Raw genomic sequence first — 18,222 nt, 5'->3', positions numbered from 1 at the left:
TAGCAATCATAAATAGTTTATGGTTTTAGGTATATGGTTTACGGTAGGCTGACGCACGAAATTATTGACGCGCCAGCCTACCGTAAACCATATACCTAAAACCGTAAACCTGCAACCAATCAATACCCCGGATTCTGGACAATCGCTTCGTTCTGCAAGCGTACAATTTGCGGGATGGGCAGCAGCAGCTTGGTTTGGGTAATGGCTTTTCCTTTTGCGCCCAGGACAGGGACGGCCCGATTCGTCCGTTTCAAATCGAACCAGCGCTGAAACTCAATGGCCAATTCCATACGTCGTTCGTGTTCGATGGCCAGGTCGAGCGTTGCATATTTGGCTGATGGGTAGGTCGCATCGCCGAACTTCGGTAAACCCGCCCGTGTCCGTACCTGGTTCAGGTAACTGGCATCGCCGGTGACTTCTGAGAGCATCAGCAACACATCGGCATAGCGCAGGACCATGAAGTTGTTGTTGGCCAGCGAAACGCCATTGACAATCGTAGCTCCCGTATTCGTCCATTTGGTAGGGAATTTCTGGGGAGTGAAGGTCGTGCCGCTCGTGTAGCCAAGGGCAATCGTTATATCCCGACGCGGATCGCCCGCTTCGTATTCGTTGTATAGATCGTCGGTGATCTGATTCATGCCCGTACCGATGAAGCCTAAGCCAGCCGTAACGGGATAGTAGGTCTGGTAATACCGGCTGAACGGTGCTGAAGCGCTACCACCTAGGTACTGAATCTCGAAAATGGACTCTTTCGTGTTTTTAACCGTTGGCCCCCATAAACCGGCAAAGGTCGGGATCAACGAATACTGATTGCTGTTCACCACTTCCTTCAAGACCGTAGCCGCCGACGTTTTATCGCCGAGGGCTAGGTATACTTTGCCAAGTAGTGTTTGGGCCGCTCCTTTCGATACCCGGCCTGGAATCGTCACGGCTGATGCCAGCGGAAGTTTATCAATAGCTGCGGTGAGGTCTTTTTTGATCTGATCATAAACCGCAGACTGGGGAGAGCGTAATACGTTATAGCTTTCCTCGCCCGTAAGTGGAGTTGTCACGATCGGTAAATCGCCCCAGGTTTGCACCATGTTGAAGTAATAAAGCGCGCGCAAAAACATCATCTGGGCTTTCACACCATCTTTATAGGTAGCATCCAGGCTGGCTCCTTCAATCTTGTTCAGGACAATATTCGCGTTGAACAACGCCTTATAATAGTCCTGCCAGAATTGATACACGACGGTGTTGGTCGTCGACAGGGCCAGGTCTTTAAACTGCCATTTATCGGCCTGAATTCCCGCAATATTATACACAATAGCGTTGTCGCTCATCTGCTCGTTCACGTACGACATAGCGCCCTCAGGGTGATAAATCGTGTACAGCGAGGAGTAAGCCGCGTTAACGGCCAGTTCAAAATCATCCGTTGTTTTGAAGTTATCGGCCGTTGGGTTGGAAATCGGTTTGAGTTCCAGAAACGACTCTTTACAGCCTGTAGCCGCCAGGCAGATACAGACGATGGTTAGTATATGTTTGATCGTTTTCATGTGAGTTGGGTTTAACTTCCCGAATGTTGATTAAAACTACCCCCAACCCCCTAAAGGGGGCTTATACTCGACCAAAGCCCCCTTTAGGGGTTGGGGGTTCTTACCTTAAAAATCAGTTTTAAGACCTATGGTGATGACCCTTGGAATGGGGTAGGAGCCATAATCTACGCCGATGAAGGCACCGTTGGGCGCATTGCCAGACGCATTCAATCCATTGCTGCCCGCCGAATAACTGGTGGCGTTATAGGTCGTGTTCTCGGGGTCGTAGTTGGAGTATTTGCTCCAGAGGTAAACGTTGTCGGCGTTCACATACACGCGGGTTGTCTTCAGGGGCGTTTTTGCCAGCAACGACGCTGGGATTGTATACGAAACCCGAATGTTTTTCAGCCGAACAAACGAAGCATCTTCAACCCACAGACTCGTAAACTGATCCTGTAAACCTGTCAGGTTCAACGTAGCGCGTGGATGGATGCCATCGCCAGGGCTAGACTCCGAACGCCAGCGGTTGTCGACAAAGGCATACATATTCCGGCCGTTGTTCCAGAAGCCAGAGTACCGATAGCTCTGGTTCACGATTTTTCCGCCGAAGGAGCCCTGGAACATGAACGAGACATCGAAGCCTTTAAAGGAGAAATTATTGGTCAGACCCGCCGTGAATTTAGGCTGATAATTGCCCAGCGTGGTGCGGTCGTCGGCCGTGATTTTTCCGTCGCCGTTTACATCCCGGATGATCGGATCGCCGGGTTTGGTGGTGCTGTAGTGCGGAGCTGCGTCGATAGCGGCCTGATTCTGGAAAATGCCATCGGTCTGATAGCCGTAAAAGTTAGAAATCGGCTGACCTACTTCGGTTTTAACCGCTACCAGAAAATCAGTATAGATGATCGGCGCATTTCCGTTGCCGAGTTGCAGCACTTTATTGCGATTTCGGCTGATGTTGAAATCGGTGGTCCAGGTAAATTTGCCGACAACATTCTTGGTATTGAGGTTCAGTTCAATCCCCCGATTCTGCATCTGACCAATGTTGGTCAACTGGTTTGAGAACCCTGAAATGTCGGGAATGGGGACGTTGAGCAGCATGTCTTTTGTAATGGAGTTATAAAACTCCGCCGACACGCCAATCCGGTCGTTGAATAGGCGAAGGTCCAGACCAATGTTCAGCTGATTGGTTCGTTCCCATTTTAGGTTGGTATTGGCAATATTACCAATGGCCAGGCCCGATGCCAGGTTCGTGCCCGATGCATAGTTCGATGTGCCTAATAAGCTGATCGATCCGTAGTTAGGGATCTGATTGTTACCCGCAACGCCATAACTTACGCGCAATTTTAGCAGATTAACCGCTTTCAGGTTCTGCATGAATTGCTCGTCAGAAATCAGCCAGCCTGCCGAAACCGATGGGAAATAACCCCAGCGCGTGGCCGTTCCGAAGCGTGAGCTACCATCCCGCCGAATAGCGCCTGTCAGGAAGTATTTATTCTGGAAATTGTACTGAGCCCTCGCCAGATAGGAGATGATCGACCATTCGGTAGCACTTGTTGAACCACTCGTTACGACCCCGGCATTCAGGGTTTCAACCAGGTCGTTCGGGAAACTGCCCGAGGTAACGCTAGCGAACTCATCGCGTTGTTTCTGAACGCTATACCCGGCCAGCACATTCAGGTTGTGATCACCAAAGCGGTTATCGTAGGTCAGTGTATTTTCTGACAGCCAGTTCAGCGAATAGCTCGTTTGGGAGTTTCCTTCGGCAGCCAGCAGGCTGGAATACCCATAGCCCTGGTTCTTGAATCGATAGGAATTATAGCGCGTATTGAAGAGATTACCGCTGATGCTCGACCGGAATTTGAGGTTATCCGTGATGTAGTACTCGCCGAAAGCCGTACCAAGCGTGTTGAATGACTTGTTCTGTTTGTCGATATAACGCGTCAACGAGTAGGGGTGCCATAAATTCAAGTCGTTGTAAGGCAGGTATTTATTCCAGACTGAGTTTGGGTCACGATAACCCAGATTCCCGTTTTCGTTGAATACCGGAAAAATAGGATCACTTTGCAAGGCCAGACTCACTACATCACTTTTCCCCTGCGTTCCATCCGTCCGATCGAAAATAGTTGTGGCTCCCAGATTCAATCCAATTGTAAATCGGTCGGAGAGTTTGTGTTTGATATTCGAGCGGATGGCCAGGCGTTTGTAGTAGTTCTGATCCAGAATGGCCTGTTGATCTAAATAAGCGCCCGAAAACAGAAACTGTGTTTTTTCGGTACCACCCGATACGGAAAGCTGCGCGTTATGCGAAGGGGCCACCCGAAACATCACATCCTGCCAGTCGGTACCGTTGCCAAACTGCTGTGGATTCGTAATGAAATCATCGGGAATGCGGTAGGTAACCGGGCGGGCACTGTTGGGGTCTGTTGCTTTATTAACACCCGGATTCAGATCGACCCAGGCATTGTTGTGGGCATCATTATAGTAGCTGATCCACTGCTGGGCATTCATCATGTTTACCTTCCGGATCACCTGTTGCGTGCCATATTCGTAGCCTGCGCTAATGTTAGTTTTGCCCGGTTTACCCAGTTTTGTCGTAATCAAAATAACCCCACTGGCTCCCCTCGATCCATAAATAGCCGCCGACGACGCATCTTTCAGCACATCGACCGACTCAATATCCTGAGGGTTGATCAGGTTGAGGTTGAAGTTTTCGAGTGGAACCCCATCCACCACAAACAGTGGATTCGTGCCCGCCGTAATTGAACTAATGCCCCGTATCCGAATGATAGGGGCAACGCCCGGCGCTCCCTGCGACTGGGTGATATTTACCCCCGCAATTTTACCCGCCAGCGATTGCGTAACATTACTAAACGAGCGGTCTTTAAACTCATTGAATCCAACGGAGGCCACAGCCCCCGTGATGGCCCGTTTGCTTTGCGTACCGTAACCAACCACAACTACCTCATTAAGCGTCTTATTGGATGCCTGCATCGCTACGTCAATCACCGACCGATTGCTGATCTGAATTTCCTGCGATTCATAGCTGATGGAGCTAACCACTAACACCGCATTCTCATCGGCGGCAATCGAATAGGCACCGTCCTGATTCGAGATCGTACCGGTCTTGGACGATTTTATCAGGATTGACGCCCCTGGGAGGGGTTTGCCGGTTTCGTCCGTGATTTTGCCTGTGATGGTGATAGCCTTTGTTTGGCCAAATCCAGGAGCCAAAGAAAAGAAAAGAAAAACGAAAATTAGGCTGACTAACCAAACGCTTCGTAGTGTTGGAATAGAGTTCATGTTCATAGATTTATCGGTAAAATAGTCAATTCAATCATTGAAAATTGCCAAAAAATATATGTGAAGGTAGGTGGCTACCCTGCATGTACTCTCCTGTACTGTCCTGCTTTTTATTTCGAATTTTTTCTTTTATTTTCTTTTTAATCGATTTTATTAGAAAAAAGCCCTCAAAAGCTGATCATAGACTATCTAAGTTTTTGTTTTCTCTTTGATTATGTAATAGCTTCGGTATGTGTGCGGATTTTAATTAATACTTAGGAAGAAAAGAACGCAAATGACTTAACGCAAGCTGATACGGAGGAGTAAGAACCATTTTGAAAAAGGTAAATTTACTCGGTTTATTAGGTGTAAAATTGACCATGAGGTTAAATACTACTTCCTGCATCTAGCTAGTGATTTGAATGCCCTGATACTGATATGAAGCACTTTCTTTGCGCTGTTCTGCTACTACTGAAAATCAGTAGTTTGCAGGCCCAAACCGGTAAAATTTCCGGCCGTGTTATCGATGCCAGCACGCAGAAACCGTTACCGTTTGCCAATGTCTATGTGAACAATACAACAATTGGGACAACAACGAACGACAGCGGTGAATTTATGCTCCAACAACTGCCGTTGGGTGCTTCGGAAATTGTCTTTTCATTTATTGGCTATACGCCACAGCAGCTAAGACTACTCGTAGAGGTCGATACGAAGTCAATCAGCATTCAATTGCAGCCCGATACCCGGCAAGTATCGGAAGTAAGCGTAAAAGCAAGCCGGGATAAGCTGTGGGAGAAACAGGTAAAACGATTCGAGCGTGTGTTTCTGGGAAATACGGCCAATTGCCGGATCGTGAATCCGTGGGTAATTGATCTGATTGAGGAGAAAGGCAGGACGATTGCAACAGCGTTGATTCCGGTAGAGATTGAAAATAAAGCGCTCGGCTATAGGCTCTTTTTTCAGTTGAAAAACGTTGGCTACTCCGCAACGGACTACTCCATTGTTGGGACTATCCGATTTGAGGAACTGGAAACCGCCGATGCATCGGTAGCACGTACCTGGACCAAAAATCGGGAACGAGCCTATCGAGGGTCCGCAAAGCACCTCATGAAGTCGATTCTGGATCACCAACTTAATGGTCAGGGCTTTCTGCTCTACAGAGAAAAAGTAAAAGGAAAACCGCGTAGCCGAAATTTCAGCGCTGAACTTGAGTATAATCTCGCGCCAAGGGATACGACTTCGCTGGTGACGAAAGGGGCAGCGGTTAATGACTATCGAATTGCCTTTCCCGAGAAGGTGGAGGTACAGTACACCAATGAGTTTATCTCGAATAGTTTTTATAAAGATGTCGGTTATCCCGTTAGCTGGCTTGAGGTTAGGGGTGGGTTTGTTCAGGTCAATAAAGAAGGTACTATACTCAATCCAACCGATGTGGCCGTTTCGGGAAGTATGGCCGAGTCTCGCGTGTCGGGTATGTTGCCACTCGATTATAAACCCGGAACCCAACTTGTCACGCACGCCCGAAATAACCTTGCTGCCAAGCGGCTTCAGGAGCAGGTGTATCTGCATACGGATAGAGCTTATTACTATCCCGGCGACAATATCTGGTTCAGCGCCTACATGACTTACCGGATTCCGGGTCTGATGGATACGCTTAGTAAAGTCTTGTATGTCGACTTAATCGACGCCGATCGGCAAGTGTCCCAAACCCGGATTCTCCCCATTGATACGGGTAGAGCAGCAGGCGTCTTTTCATTGCCTGCGGAGTTGAAACCGGGTGTGTATATAGTACGGGCCTACACCCAGTGGATGCGGAATTATGGCATCGACCATTTTTTTTATAAGCCAGTCCAGGTGTTGAACCTCATTGATCGGGTCGATGGTGTGGCTCCTAAGCCTCTTACGGATAAGGAATTGGCCATTGCTTTTGATCAGCCCGAGTATAAAAAACGAGCCAAAGTGAAAATGCTTCTTAGGCTCGATACGACTGGGCTAGGCGAGCGTATCGACGGGAGTTTTTCGGTTTCGGTCATTGATGAAACACTCGTACTGCCGATAGCCGCGCCAATGACGATCAAAACAGCGCTATCCTTTTTTGAGCCTGCCACCGAATCACGTACCCCATTCAGCTATCCTATCGAAAAAGGAATCACGATTGATGGTCTGTATAAAGACAAAAAAGGGAAAGGGAAGAAGGCCGAATTAACCCTGGTCCCTGAAAATCTGGGTGGCATTTACCGCACCTCTACCCATAAGAGTGGAGAATTTTTGCTAACGAATCTGACAATTTATGATAGTACCAAATTTGTTGTTCAGCCATCGGAAGGCGCCGTTGTTGTGATCAATAAAGACCGCCCCAACCTACCAGAAAAATTGCCGGATGTTAAGCTGCATTTGAAAACCACAAGAACTCCGTATCGGGTGTATACGGGAGACACACTCCAGGCCAGGATCCTTCAAACCGTAAACGTAAGGGCGAAGAAACGAGTGACGTATGAAAACTCGTACGCCCAGCCGGACGTGTCTATTAAAGGAGAAAGTATAGAGGGCTATGCTACAGTAGCAGACGCCATAGCGGCCCAATTGCCTTCTTTTCGATTAGTGAATGACCAGGCGACCTGGTACCTCATCTGGGCCAGAAGTAGTGTTCCCAACAGTAGAGATCTAAGTGCCAAAGCGCCCAACGGCAAAGAGCCATCGGGCAACGGTGACCTGGCTTCCCATGAACCCAATCTGTATATCAATAATGTACAGGTAGTAGGGGAAACGGCTGGTAACCGAATGATGCAGCTAAGCCCAACGATGATCGACCATATTGAAGTCAATGGCATGATTACAGCCAATCAGGGGGCAAGCGGCTCGAATGGATTGATTAACGTATTTACCAAACGAACTTCTGAACAAATTTCGAAACCGTTGTCTGTGGTGAACGTTCGTGGGTTTGATCATGACGTACCCTTTCGATCGCCGGATTATGATCGTCCAACAACAAATTCCGGTGCAGACGATTTTCGATCTACCTTATACTGGAACCCACTTGTAAACCTTACATCGACACAACCTCCCGTAGCACTTTTCTTTTTCACCTCCGATCAGGCAGGCACGTATCGCGTGGTTGTAGAGGGCGTGACCAGTAAAGGCGATCCGATTCACTCGGAAGCGGTACTTACCGTGAATGATTGATCGAACACAAGTCGGCTTTTACCGGAATCTACCTCGTTTTGCCTTGCCTGATTTGGTCTAATAACGCGGTTAACTCCTTGACTTTCTCTGGATTTTTCTGGTATAGATTGGTAGTTTCGAGCTGATCGGTTGCCAGGTTATACAACTGCCCGATGGGTTCGCCAGCCTTTGGTTTTACGTCTCGTGGCTCCGTGAAACCACCCGACCCCAGGCCCTGTATGAGTTTCCAATCTCCTTTCCGAATGGCAAAATAACCAATCGATGAACTATGGACGACAGCTGGTTGATTGGCAACCAGTTTGGCTTTGCCCAGCAGTACGGGCAGAATACTATAGCTGTCTTCGGGGTTGGGTGTTTTGTTGCCAAGAATCTCTTTACAGGTTGCCGTTAGGTTCGCTAAGGTAGTGGTCGCGTTACTCACCGAACCAGCTTTTACCTTACCCGGCCAGCGAACGATAAACGGTATACGATGCCCACCTTCAAAGGCATCGCCTTTCATCCCCCGGAATTCTCCGGCGGCTCTGTGGTTAAATTGCTTGACAAAATTCTCCCGCCAGTAAGGCCCATTATCACTCGCAAAAATAACAAGGGTATTATCGGCCAGACCCGACTGTTCCAGCGTTCGGAGTACTTCGCCAACGGCGGCATCTACCTGCTGGACAAAATCGCCATACTCACCCGCTTTCGACTTGCCCGTGTAATTTTTAGACGGCACCCAGGGGGTATGCGGTGCCGCTAAAGGCAGGTACAGGAAGAATGGCTGCTTACGGGTCTGCTTTTTCAGGAAATCGGTGGCCTTGGTAACGAACGTGGGCAATACACCATAGAAGTCGAAGGAGGGCGACATTTTCCCCGCCCGCCAGAATGGACCCGTATAGCCCGTTTGTAACTTATTCCCGTCGGTATAGCCCGTGGGCAATTCGGTTAGTTTCTGATTCTCCAGGTAGCAATAGGGGGGCATATCCAGCGAGGCAGGCAAGATGTACGAATAGTCAAATCCAACCGTATTCGGGCCTTGCGCTGGCTTTCTGGAAAAATCAATGACTGCTGTGTCCATCTCGGTATTAATTCCGTAATCGGTGGTTGTCAGTAGCGTTTCATTCCCCTTTTTTACCTCCCAATCCAGTCCCAAATGCCATTTGCCAATTACACCAGTTTGATAACCATTACTTTTTAAAAACGAAGCTACCGTCGCTCGGTCGGCTTCAATGAGGGTGCGGCTATAGCCCCGCAATACACCAACGGGCAAACGACTTCGCCAGGGATAGCGACCTGTCAAAAGTGAATATCGGGTAGGGGTACAGACGGACGACGGGGAATGGGCATCCGTAAAACGCATGCCCTGCGAGGCCAGCTTATCAATATTAGGTGTCGAAATTTGACCGTTCGGATTATAGACCGATACATCGCCATAGCCTAAATCATCTGCCAGAATATACACAATGTTTGGTGATTGCTGCTTTTGATTTGCCATGCTAAGGCAAAGAATCCCACCACCGACGACCAGTGCGACGGCACCTAATTTGATAAATCTGTTCATTTTTATAAAAGGCGTTTAGGGACGTCAGATCGTCCTTTATGCCCTCTCCCGTTTTGGGAGAGGGGGGTAATCTTTAATCTCAATAGGGATTCCTCCTGTTCTCGCTTGGCTACGCCGAGTGAAGACTATTTTTTTACGGCCTCTGGCCGGAGTATTGCCAATTACCAAACACGGGCCAGAGGCCCTTGAACTAATAATCTTCACTCGGCGTAGCCAAGCGAGAACGTGGGACTATAGAATGTTTTGTTGTACTTATTATTGGGTTGATAATCTGTGTATTAGTTAGGAATCTAAATCTTAATCCCCCATTCATTAGTCATCGGGCGACCGAGCAGGGCGTTGGCTTCGTCGTCATTTTTGAATTGTTCTTTCTTCGGATTCCATTGCAAGGGCCGTTTCAGTCGATAAGCGATGTTGCCAATGTTGCAAACCGACGCTGTACGATGGCCGATTTCTACATCACAAATGGGCTTGCTGCGTTTCCGCATGGCATCGAAAAAGTCTTTGTAATGGTTATCGCTGTGATAAACATGTTTTTCAGATTCGCCGATGACTTTTGTGGCTAGTGATGCCGGTGTTGTTTCCAGTTTCCGGCGCTGAACCCGGAGTTCGCCTTCGGTTCCGGTGAAGAGAATGGCATTACTCCAGTCCCATTTTTCGTGCGTCATCACAATCCCGTTGTCGTATTTGTACGTCAGGAATGGGTGTTCCTTGCCGTCGGGAGCAATTACTTCCACGGGACCACTATTGTCCATATCTAAGGACCATTGCACAATGTCAAACATGTGCGCACCCCAGTCGGTCACCATACCGCCACCGAACTCCCGGTAATTTCGCCAGTTGGGGAATACGTCTTTTGAGATGGGGGGCGCTAACTCCGAATTGAAGGCCACAGGCGCGTTCGGGCCGAGCCATTTGCTCCAGTCCAATCCATCAGGAATGGGCTCAGCGGGGAGGTCGTATGGGGTAGGTGGAGGGCCAACATTCACTTTAATACTCTTAATATCACCGATATACCCGTTCCGAATCAACTCGGCCGTTTGCCGGAACTCTGGCCAGGATCGTTGCATACTGCCCGTTTGAAATACACGGTTGTATTTTCGGGCCGCATTCACCATCGCCCGGCCTTCTTTAACGGTCAGAGCCAGGGGTTTTTCGCAATAAATATCCTTTCCGGCTTCGGCTGCCCGAACGGCCATGGCTGCGTGCCAGTGATCGGGAGTGGCAATCACAACAGCGTCAACGTCTTTGCGGGCTAGTAACTCCCGGAAGTCCGTATAGACCGGAACATCGGAATACGAGCCTGATTGTGGGTTCTTTTCGTAATGGGTTTTAATCCGATCAAGGGCCAATTGCGATTTAGCTTTGTATACCTCGCTAATGGCCACAATTTTGGCTTCGTTGGTTCCCAGAAACGAATTGATCAGGCCTTTGCCCTGCTTGCCGCTACCGATGAAGCCCAATGAAATGACATCGCTGGGGGCCAGATATTTTGTACCATCGGGGCGTTTTCCGCCCAACACAAAACGGGGGACAATCATGAAACCGGCCACGGCGGTGGCTGCTTTCCCAACGAATTCCCGACGATTAATTGATTGTTCCTCGTTCATTATTAACCTGAATTAAGGGTTGTTGACAGATGAGTTAATTCAATACTATAGTGTGTTTTCCTGAACGCACATTTTGTAGGAGTGAAAAGCCATTTCTAGGTTCATTCCTAATGGGTTTTCCATCTAAAAATAAATTGCGCCTGCCCGATGCATTGGGCATATACACATAGGCTGTAGTGCCGCCGGGAATAACAATGTCCATTGTATCCTGGGTGATCTGTTTTGTAAACGTTACGGATATATTGCCCTTTATCGTTGGCGCTTTTAAACTTGCGTAGGTTAGGCTACCAAGTTGAGGCTTTATCTGAAACGTGTCGAAACCGGGCGTAAGTGGCTCGATGCCCATTAACTTTCTGACAATCAGGTTGGCGGGCGCTGCTCCCCAGGCGTGGTTTAAGTCCAGATTGGGTTTGTATACTTTGTCCCAGGCTTCCAGTGTGATGGTCGAGCCGGTTCGAATCATGTTATACCAGCTCCGTTGTGTGGTAGCGGTCAGGAGTTCGAGTGCGTAATCGCCCATGTCGTAATCGTACAAAGCATCCAGTAAAAACTGGGCACCATATACACTGCAAGCCATCCGGCGACTCTTGATAAATTGCTTCACGGATGCCAGATCATCAGCAGGAATCAGCCCAAATGCCAGAGCAAACATATTGGCGTGGAGCGAGGAATGCGTCGTGCTATCGCCATCGTGAATCAAGCCCGTTTTGCTGTCGCGAAATACAAACCTAAAGGCATTGTAAACCTCACGGCTTTTTCGGAGATATAAGGCGGCATCTTCGGGCTTGTTTAAGACATTGGCAATCTGCGTCATTAAGACCAAATTTCGGTAGTAATAGGCATTGACGACGGCGTTGTAGGGTCGGTAGACAAAGCCATCCGTTTCGCCTTTGTATTCTTTTTCGGGACCGATGTAATCGCTGGTTTGTGGCCAATCGACATTGTCGTGCAGACCCCGTCGGCCATCAAAGGGTTTGTTCATGTGGATCGAAGCTAAAAAAGCATCGGTTTGCTTGTTGGTTCGGGTACTGATTAGGCTAGTATCATCCGCCAAAGGCATGAGTATTTTCTTCTGTAATTCAGAATAGTACATCTTAAGAAGTCGCTCATCACCGGTGTATAGATAGTCGTTCCAGGCAATCAGTACATTTTGCAAACTCCATTCGGTTGGCCAGGTCGGGTGATAGAGTAAATACGTCATCGTACGACGGGCCATACTGTATTCGGTATCGACCGCATAGTGCGAAAGCTGATTAATCAGCGCATCGGCTTCGTACGGAATCCGCTCCCGGTCGCCGTCCACGTAATAGCCGGTGAAACTGGTTGCCTTGATCGAATACCTGCATAACTCCCATATCTGATTCAGAATGGTATCGCTCGACGTAAAGCTGGACGCCTGTTCATTGAATGGATAATAAACCATGCGTCGCTGAACGGATTCCTTGTCAAGCTTGCCTGTATAACCCGTAATTGATAGGTATCGAAACGGGTATACTTCACCAATATAATCGGGCATCAGAATCGGATTCCGGCTATTTCGTTTGGCATCAACCGGCCACTGAATGGTATAGTCATGAGTGCCTTTTTCAAGGAGCAACGGCTTTCTGAGATAGCGAATATTACGTCCCGGATTTTTGTGAATCGTGTACGGTTTTTCAATCGCTTCACCTACTTCAATCCAGATAGTATCGGTAACATCGCTTATTAGATGGAGTGTCAATTGGGCAAGTGCATCTTTCCCGAAATCCAAAAAGTAAGCGTTTGATTCTGTTTGTTTTATAGCTGTCGGCTTTTGTGTATCAATAGTCAGCGGATAGTGGGTAAACAACTCTGATGGATTCTGTTCACCATGATAAAAAGAAGCTGGTTTTGAGAAAGTCGTCTTTATTCCTTTCTCATTCCAGACCTGAACTTGCCAATAGTATACATTGCGGGTTTCTAATGGTTTACCTGTGTAGGTAGCTTTACTCTGTGTTGATTTTACTTTGCCGGAATCCCAATAATCGGCTTTGTTGTTCGACAGCGATTGTGACGATGAAGCCACTAAAATGCGGTAAGCCGAAATCCCCTTTATGGCTGTATCAACCTCCCAACTAAACGTCGGTTGTTGGCTGGTAATCGTAACAAACTGATAGTGATCCGGTTGCTTACTGGCTGACTCTAGTGTACTACTTACCGCTACTCCATTTTTACTGACAGCATTCGTGTGCAGCAATAAATCACACCGCAGGTTGATGGGTGGAGGTAGTTGTTGGCTTTTGGCGTAGTAGGCAAAAAGGAAGAGTAATAAAATGAGACAGCTTCTAATCATGTTATTTATTTAAACACAGAGGCACAGAGAACACAGAGAAAATTCATTAAGTCTGTATTGATTTTTCTGTGTTCTCTGTGCCTCTGTGTTTAAAAAATCAGGAATAAGATTTAACTGTGTTTAAGACCTGCGAATCGAAAAAAGGAATAGCTACAAACGCTACTGAGTGCCGTCAGCAAATGCCAGATGGAATGTCCTTGGATAAGCGAGTGAGGATCACAGCCTATTTTCTGCACATCCAACGTGCGAAACCGGACGGCAACTACCATCAGCACGAGGCTTGCAATGGCTAATAGCCCCGACCGCTCTTTTCTAAACTGGACATAATTGATAGCGATAAAGATCAGTAGCGCCAGAATCAGGCCGGGCAATAATTTGGAGCTTGGAATCAGTAACGCGATTTTTAAAAACAGGATAATCAGAATCAGCAGCGAAACGGCCCAGATGGTTTTGACAGGTTGCGTGAACCTGACTTTATGCAGAACGTGATACAGCCCGATACTGACCAGCACCAGTGTGATGCCATATGTACCATTCATATCGACGCGTTGGCCAAGGTAGGTGAGCGATGCGTGAAAAAAAGCGCTGCCAAAGCCCAGATAAATAAAGCAGATGCCCATTAATGCCGACAGCATTGGAAACGATTCTAATCGATTCTGGTTCTTTATGCCTTCGTTTTTATAATCGTCGTAAGCAACTTGTAGGATCAGTACCCCAAAGAAGAAATACGCCAGATTGGAATACGTATTCATCCGCTGGTGGAAAAAGCGGGCCACATTGTTGAACTCGCAGTACTCGACCGTTAGCGCCGATTTGCTGACAACCATGCCGTCCCAAACCGAACCATTGAAAATTGTGTCTAAGCCCACCCAAATAGCCAGCATGCCCAGCGTCAGAAGGAACGAGCGAATCAGGAACCTGTATAGTGTCTGGGGTTGCATGATGAAGAGTTAAAGACGTGTTTTATTGTTTAGGCGTGATTTCCAGTAACGGCGTCGCGGTATCCCAGGAAGCGGGAATTTCGTAAACAACTTTGATAACGTTGGGGCAGGAGCCCGAAACTTCCCATTCTTTCGCAAAAAGTGCCGAATCGACCTTCTCGGTCTGTGTGCGTTTCAACGGTGTATTTACGTTCATCGTCATTGATGGTAATGTCCATAGGTTGTCTTTGAATGAGTCGGTTACCGCATTTTGGGCGCATACATATAGTTCAACAGTCGTCGCTTTGACATCTGCCAAATAAAGATTCATCGCCGTTTTGCTGACTTTTATGTTCGTCTTTCCATTGCCGGGTACCAGCAACCAGCTTACATCGCCATCGGCTGTTTTCCAGTGAATAGCGCCCGTTTTGATTTGATTCCACACGCGTCGATTGCCCCATACACCGCCCATCATCCAGTCTTTATAAATCGTGGCTGTTACCTGCTTCAGACTGTCACCGGCATAGGTGTTGGGAACCGTTCGGCTGATAAACCGTGGATCTGAAAAGCCTTTAAGAGTTGCTAAATCTGCTTTTGGAATGGCCAGCCCCAGGTTGAAAATAGGAGCCAGGTTACTCATTTCGCCATATTTCGGCCCATCTGTTGTCGCAGGTATTGGTGCCTGCTTTGCATTATCAGCGGCAATGGCAATCCAGATGCCCATGATCGAAAAATATTTCTGCATGTCCATGCCGTAGCCCCGGAAATAGGGGCCAGGCATATTTTTGAGATTGGGATTGTAGAAGGTGGCGGCCTCATGCCAGAATTCCTGTTCGAGTGTTTGCCCCATTTGCTTCATCTCTGGTGAAAACGCCAGCTCGCGCCAGAAGGCAAGCGCAATTAGCGTGACCCCGTAATACGTTGGTGAGTTGTATTCGCTGAACGTTTTGTGCGATTGGTAAAGCTTGAAAATGGCACGGGCCTTCTGCAATCCGGCCGTTTTTAATTCGTCTATCCTGAACTCAGTGCCGACGAAATCCATCAAAAATGAACTCATGATAGAGATATTCGTATAATCAGGAGCGACGTTTCGTTTCAGGGCACCACGAGCGGCATGAACCAGACCAGTTTCAAGTTCTTTCAGAATATCGGCTGGTAACAGATGGCGGTATTTCTGACGGATAATAATCAAATCGCAACCGATGAACTCCCGCCAGTTCTGGTCAAACTTGTCGCCCTCCACGGTCGTTTTCCAGATTCCGTAGATTTTCGTGTTCTCGTCGCGATGCTGGTTTTTCAAAATCCAGGTCAGAATCTCAGCCGCATTTTCCTTGTCGCCCGGTTTGTTGCGAAACAAAAGAGCCTCGGCCAACCGCGTTTTGTTTCGCAGACTGGTGTGATTGGTCAACACGTCGGCTACTTTTTTGCCGGCTGGAATTTCATCCGACAGAAAGTCTTCGAATAACTGCTTTTGATACGTCGACAGGGTTTGATACGTGTAGGTTTTGGTATAAATAGCATCACGCGATGCATTCGATTGACCAAAAACGAAAGCGGCCTTTAGAAAATAAATGGTAATGAGAATGAGTACGTTTTTCATGAGTTTTGGGCAAGTTATTAGCCCACCGCTTTAGCTGTGGGATATCTATAGTATAATTTGTTTCTCTAGTAACCGTTTCAACGGTTTTGTGATCCATAAAAACCGTTGAAACGGTTACTAACAATCCCGAAATTCCCCTAAACCCACAGCTAAAGCGGTGGGCTAATAAACTTGCGGTACGATTTTTCCATAACGCTGTCAATTAACCCGTTGAAATTATTTGCTTGACACCAGCTTCAACATCACCACACCGTGATGCCGAATGTCGGTTTTGAACGATCCGTTAAACGTACCCAGATCCTTTTGCCGCCAGACATCACGCAGTTTATAGTTGCCTTTCAGACCAATTTTAGCGAAATCAAACGTGAATGATTTCGGGACCTCTGTGCCCCAATGGAAGTACGATTGAGGTGTTTTGCCAAAGTCGGCTGTGTTGAACAGGCCGACTGCATACGAGCCATCTTCTAACGGTTTAAGCCAGATCTGGACACCATCTTCATCCCTGACAAGTCTTGCCGCTTTGCCCAGTGGGTCCTGATTGATCTCAATGACTTCATCATTTGCCAATAGATTCAGGGTGAAAGCGTCCAATTGTTCAATGGGGCAACCTATCAATAATGGAGCGGCCAACAGACTGAACATACTAACGTGGCTGTACTGCTCGTCGGGTGTCAGGCGGGTATCGTGCAGGATGGGCCCAATGGAAACTTTCCCTACAATCATCATATCGGGGTCGGCCCAATGGCCAGGCCCTGAAAACTCACTCCATTTATCCAGTGAAAAGGACGTCAGGTACAGACTGGTCCAGCTATCTTTGATATCGGGCCCGGTTCGATACATGTTTGACAAACGGGCCCAATCTGTTACTTTATCAAACGGGGCATTGTTGGATAAGCTGAACACAATATCCCGGCCCGATTGCTTGAGTGCGGTAGACATCCGTTCGGTCGAGTTGACATCAATTCGCCAGTCGTATTTCAGGAAATCAATGCCCCATTCAGCCATTTGCCGGGCATCGTTAGTTTCAAAACGATATCTGGCAATGCGGTTAAACGCCCGCCGATTCTCTTTGATTGACTCGTGGCTTTCACCGCCTTTTTCAAAATCAGACGAAGCACCCGCATAGCCCCCGTAACTGGATATGTAAGGCGTGGAATACAAGCCCGCTTTCAATCCAAGTGAGTGAATGTAATCCACCATTTCCTTAAACTTCGGAAACTTCTCATTCGGTTGAAGGGCAGTTAGTGGCCCACCTCGTACACCCTGCCAGGCATCGTCGATGTTGATATACGTCCAGCCGTGGTCACGTAAGCCCGTTTTTACCATTGCATCGGCAGAAGCAATGACCTTTTCGCGATCAATGTTAGCTTCCCAGGCATTCCAGCCGTTCCAGCCAATGGGTGGGGTAAGCGCAATGGCATCACCAATTTTAATGGTCAATTGCTTAGTGGCCTCACCAACTGCATTTTTTGCTGTGAGTGTAGTTGTATACGTACCTCTTTCGGCAATTTTTCCTGTGAGAATGCCTGTTTTTTTGCCGAGCAAAAGCCCTTTGGGAAGGCCTTTTGCCGAAAAAGTCATAGGCCTTTGGCCCGTTGCGGCAATGGTATACAGGAACGGATTATTGGGCGTTGCCCCAACTACCTTCGCCGAATTGATCCTTGGTTTTAGAGAGGAGGGGGGTGTTAAACTGTATGGTTTGTCTGGATTTTGCACGTGCTCAGGCAGCCCATTTCCAATCATGTCTACTTGTGCATTGATCCAATTGCAGTAGGTTTTTTTGTTCGCAATACCGCCTACCTTATCCGTTACCAAAAGTCCCAACTGGCTGATTCCTGTCAGGTCAACATTGATGGGAACAGGGGCATCGCCGATGCGCATGGCTTTGCTCTCAAACAGCACCTTGCCATCGCCCAGTACATAAAAAGTAAGGGGAATGTCTTTATTGCCCAGATCATCTACACCGATCAGCGCCGAAAACCGTTTGGCCTGCTTCGTAAGGGCAAACGCCAGTACACAAGGCGATTGGGCACCCAGCCCTCTTGAATACGTTACACCATTTATACGGAGCGTATCGTGACTGTAATTACTCTTCGCCTGAACCGGACGAATGCCTTCCGAAAAGGTTTGAATAGGCAAATCGTCCAGCCAGACAGGCGTTACCTTTTGAGCGTAAGTGCCATTTGCGATGAATAAGAACAGGAATGGAACGAATTTAGTCATTTTAGGTTAGTCGGGGTTGGCTGTCTAATAGTGTATTGAAAG

9 protein-coding genes are annotated in these 18,222 nt (G+C 47.9%); 1 reads left to right on the top strand and 8 read right to left on the bottom strand.

Going from position 1 to position 18,222, the window contains the following annotated elements; translation table 11 throughout:
- Nucleotides 1-119: 119 nt before the first annotated feature.
- Together EXU85_RS19195 and EXU85_RS19190 are read right to left on the bottom strand one after the other, a co-directional pair.
- The gene (locus EXU85_RS19195) at nt 120-1,535 is read right to left on the bottom strand and encodes a RagB/SusD family nutrient uptake outer membrane protein (RefSeq protein ID WP_142773636.1); all 1,416 of its coding nucleotides are present in this window, start codon (nt 1,533-1,535) and stop codon (nt 120-122) included.
- Nucleotides 1,536-1,640: 105 nt separating this feature from the next.
- The gene (locus EXU85_RS19190) at nt 1,641-4,820 is read right to left on the bottom strand and encodes a TonB-dependent receptor (protein ID WP_246859155.1); all 3,180 of its coding nucleotides are present in this window, start codon (nt 4,818-4,820) and stop codon (nt 1,641-1,643) included.
- Between the two features lie 411 nt (nt 4,821-5,231).
- Between EXU85_RS19190 and EXU85_RS19185 the strand changes: the two genes are divergently transcribed.
- Complete coding sequence (locus EXU85_RS19185) at nt 5,232-7,976, top strand: carboxypeptidase-like regulatory domain-containing protein (protein ID WP_142773635.1); 2,745 nt, start codon at nt 5,232-5,234, stop codon at nt 7,974-7,976.
- A 28-nt stretch (nt 7,977-8,004) separates the two neighbouring features.
- On the opposite strand, the gene EXU85_RS19180 is transcribed toward EXU85_RS19185, so the two are convergent.
- The 6 genes from EXU85_RS19180 to EXU85_RS19155 all read right to left on the bottom strand — a co-directional run bounded on the left by EXU85_RS19180 (nt 8,005) and on the right by EXU85_RS19155 (nt 18,180).
- Nucleotides 8,005-9,516 carry an arylsulfatase gene (locus tag EXU85_RS19180; protein ID WP_142773634.1) on the bottom strand — a complete coding sequence of 504 codons (1,512 nt, stop codon included), beginning with the start codon at nt 9,514-9,516 and terminating at the stop codon, nt 8,005-8,007.
- 290 nt (nt 9,517-9,806) lie between these two features.
- Entirely contained in the window at nt 9,807-11,126 is a 1,320-nt protein-coding gene (locus EXU85_RS19175) for a Gfo/Idh/MocA family protein (RefSeq protein WP_142773633.1), read from the bottom strand.
- Between the two features lie 34 nt (nt 11,127-11,160).
- Nucleotides 11,161-13,437: an alpha-L-rhamnosidase C-terminal domain-containing protein gene (locus EXU85_RS19170; protein ID WP_142773632.1), complete on the bottom strand. Its 2,277-nt coding sequence runs from the start codon at nt 13,435-13,437 to the stop codon at nt 11,161-11,163.
- 110 nt (nt 13,438-13,547) lie between these two features.
- On the bottom strand, nt 13,548-14,378 hold the full coding sequence (locus EXU85_RS19165; protein WP_142773631.1) for a ceramidase domain-containing protein: 831 nt from the start codon (nt 14,376-14,378) through the stop codon (nt 13,548-13,550).
- A 22-nt stretch (nt 14,379-14,400) separates the two neighbouring features.
- Nucleotides 14,401-15,957 (bottom strand): hypothetical protein, encoded by a 1,557-nt coding sequence (locus EXU85_RS19160; protein WP_142773630.1) that lies wholly within the window; start codon nt 15,955-15,957, stop codon nt 14,401-14,403.
- 216 nt (nt 15,958-16,173) lie between these two features.
- The gene (locus tag EXU85_RS19155; protein WP_142773629.1) at nt 16,174-18,180 is read right to left on the bottom strand and encodes an NPCBM/NEW2 domain-containing protein; all 2,007 of its coding nucleotides are present in this window, start codon (nt 18,178-18,180) and stop codon (nt 16,174-16,176) included.
- Nucleotides 18,181-18,222 lie beyond the last annotated feature (42 nt).

It is taken from the genome of Spirosoma sp. KCTC 42546 (genome assembly GCF_006965485.1).
In the GTDB taxonomy this organism is placed as follows: Bacteria; Bacteroidota; Bacteroidia; order Cytophagales; family Spirosomataceae; genus Spirosoma.
This window is presented reverse-complemented; position numbering and strand designations above follow the sequence as displayed.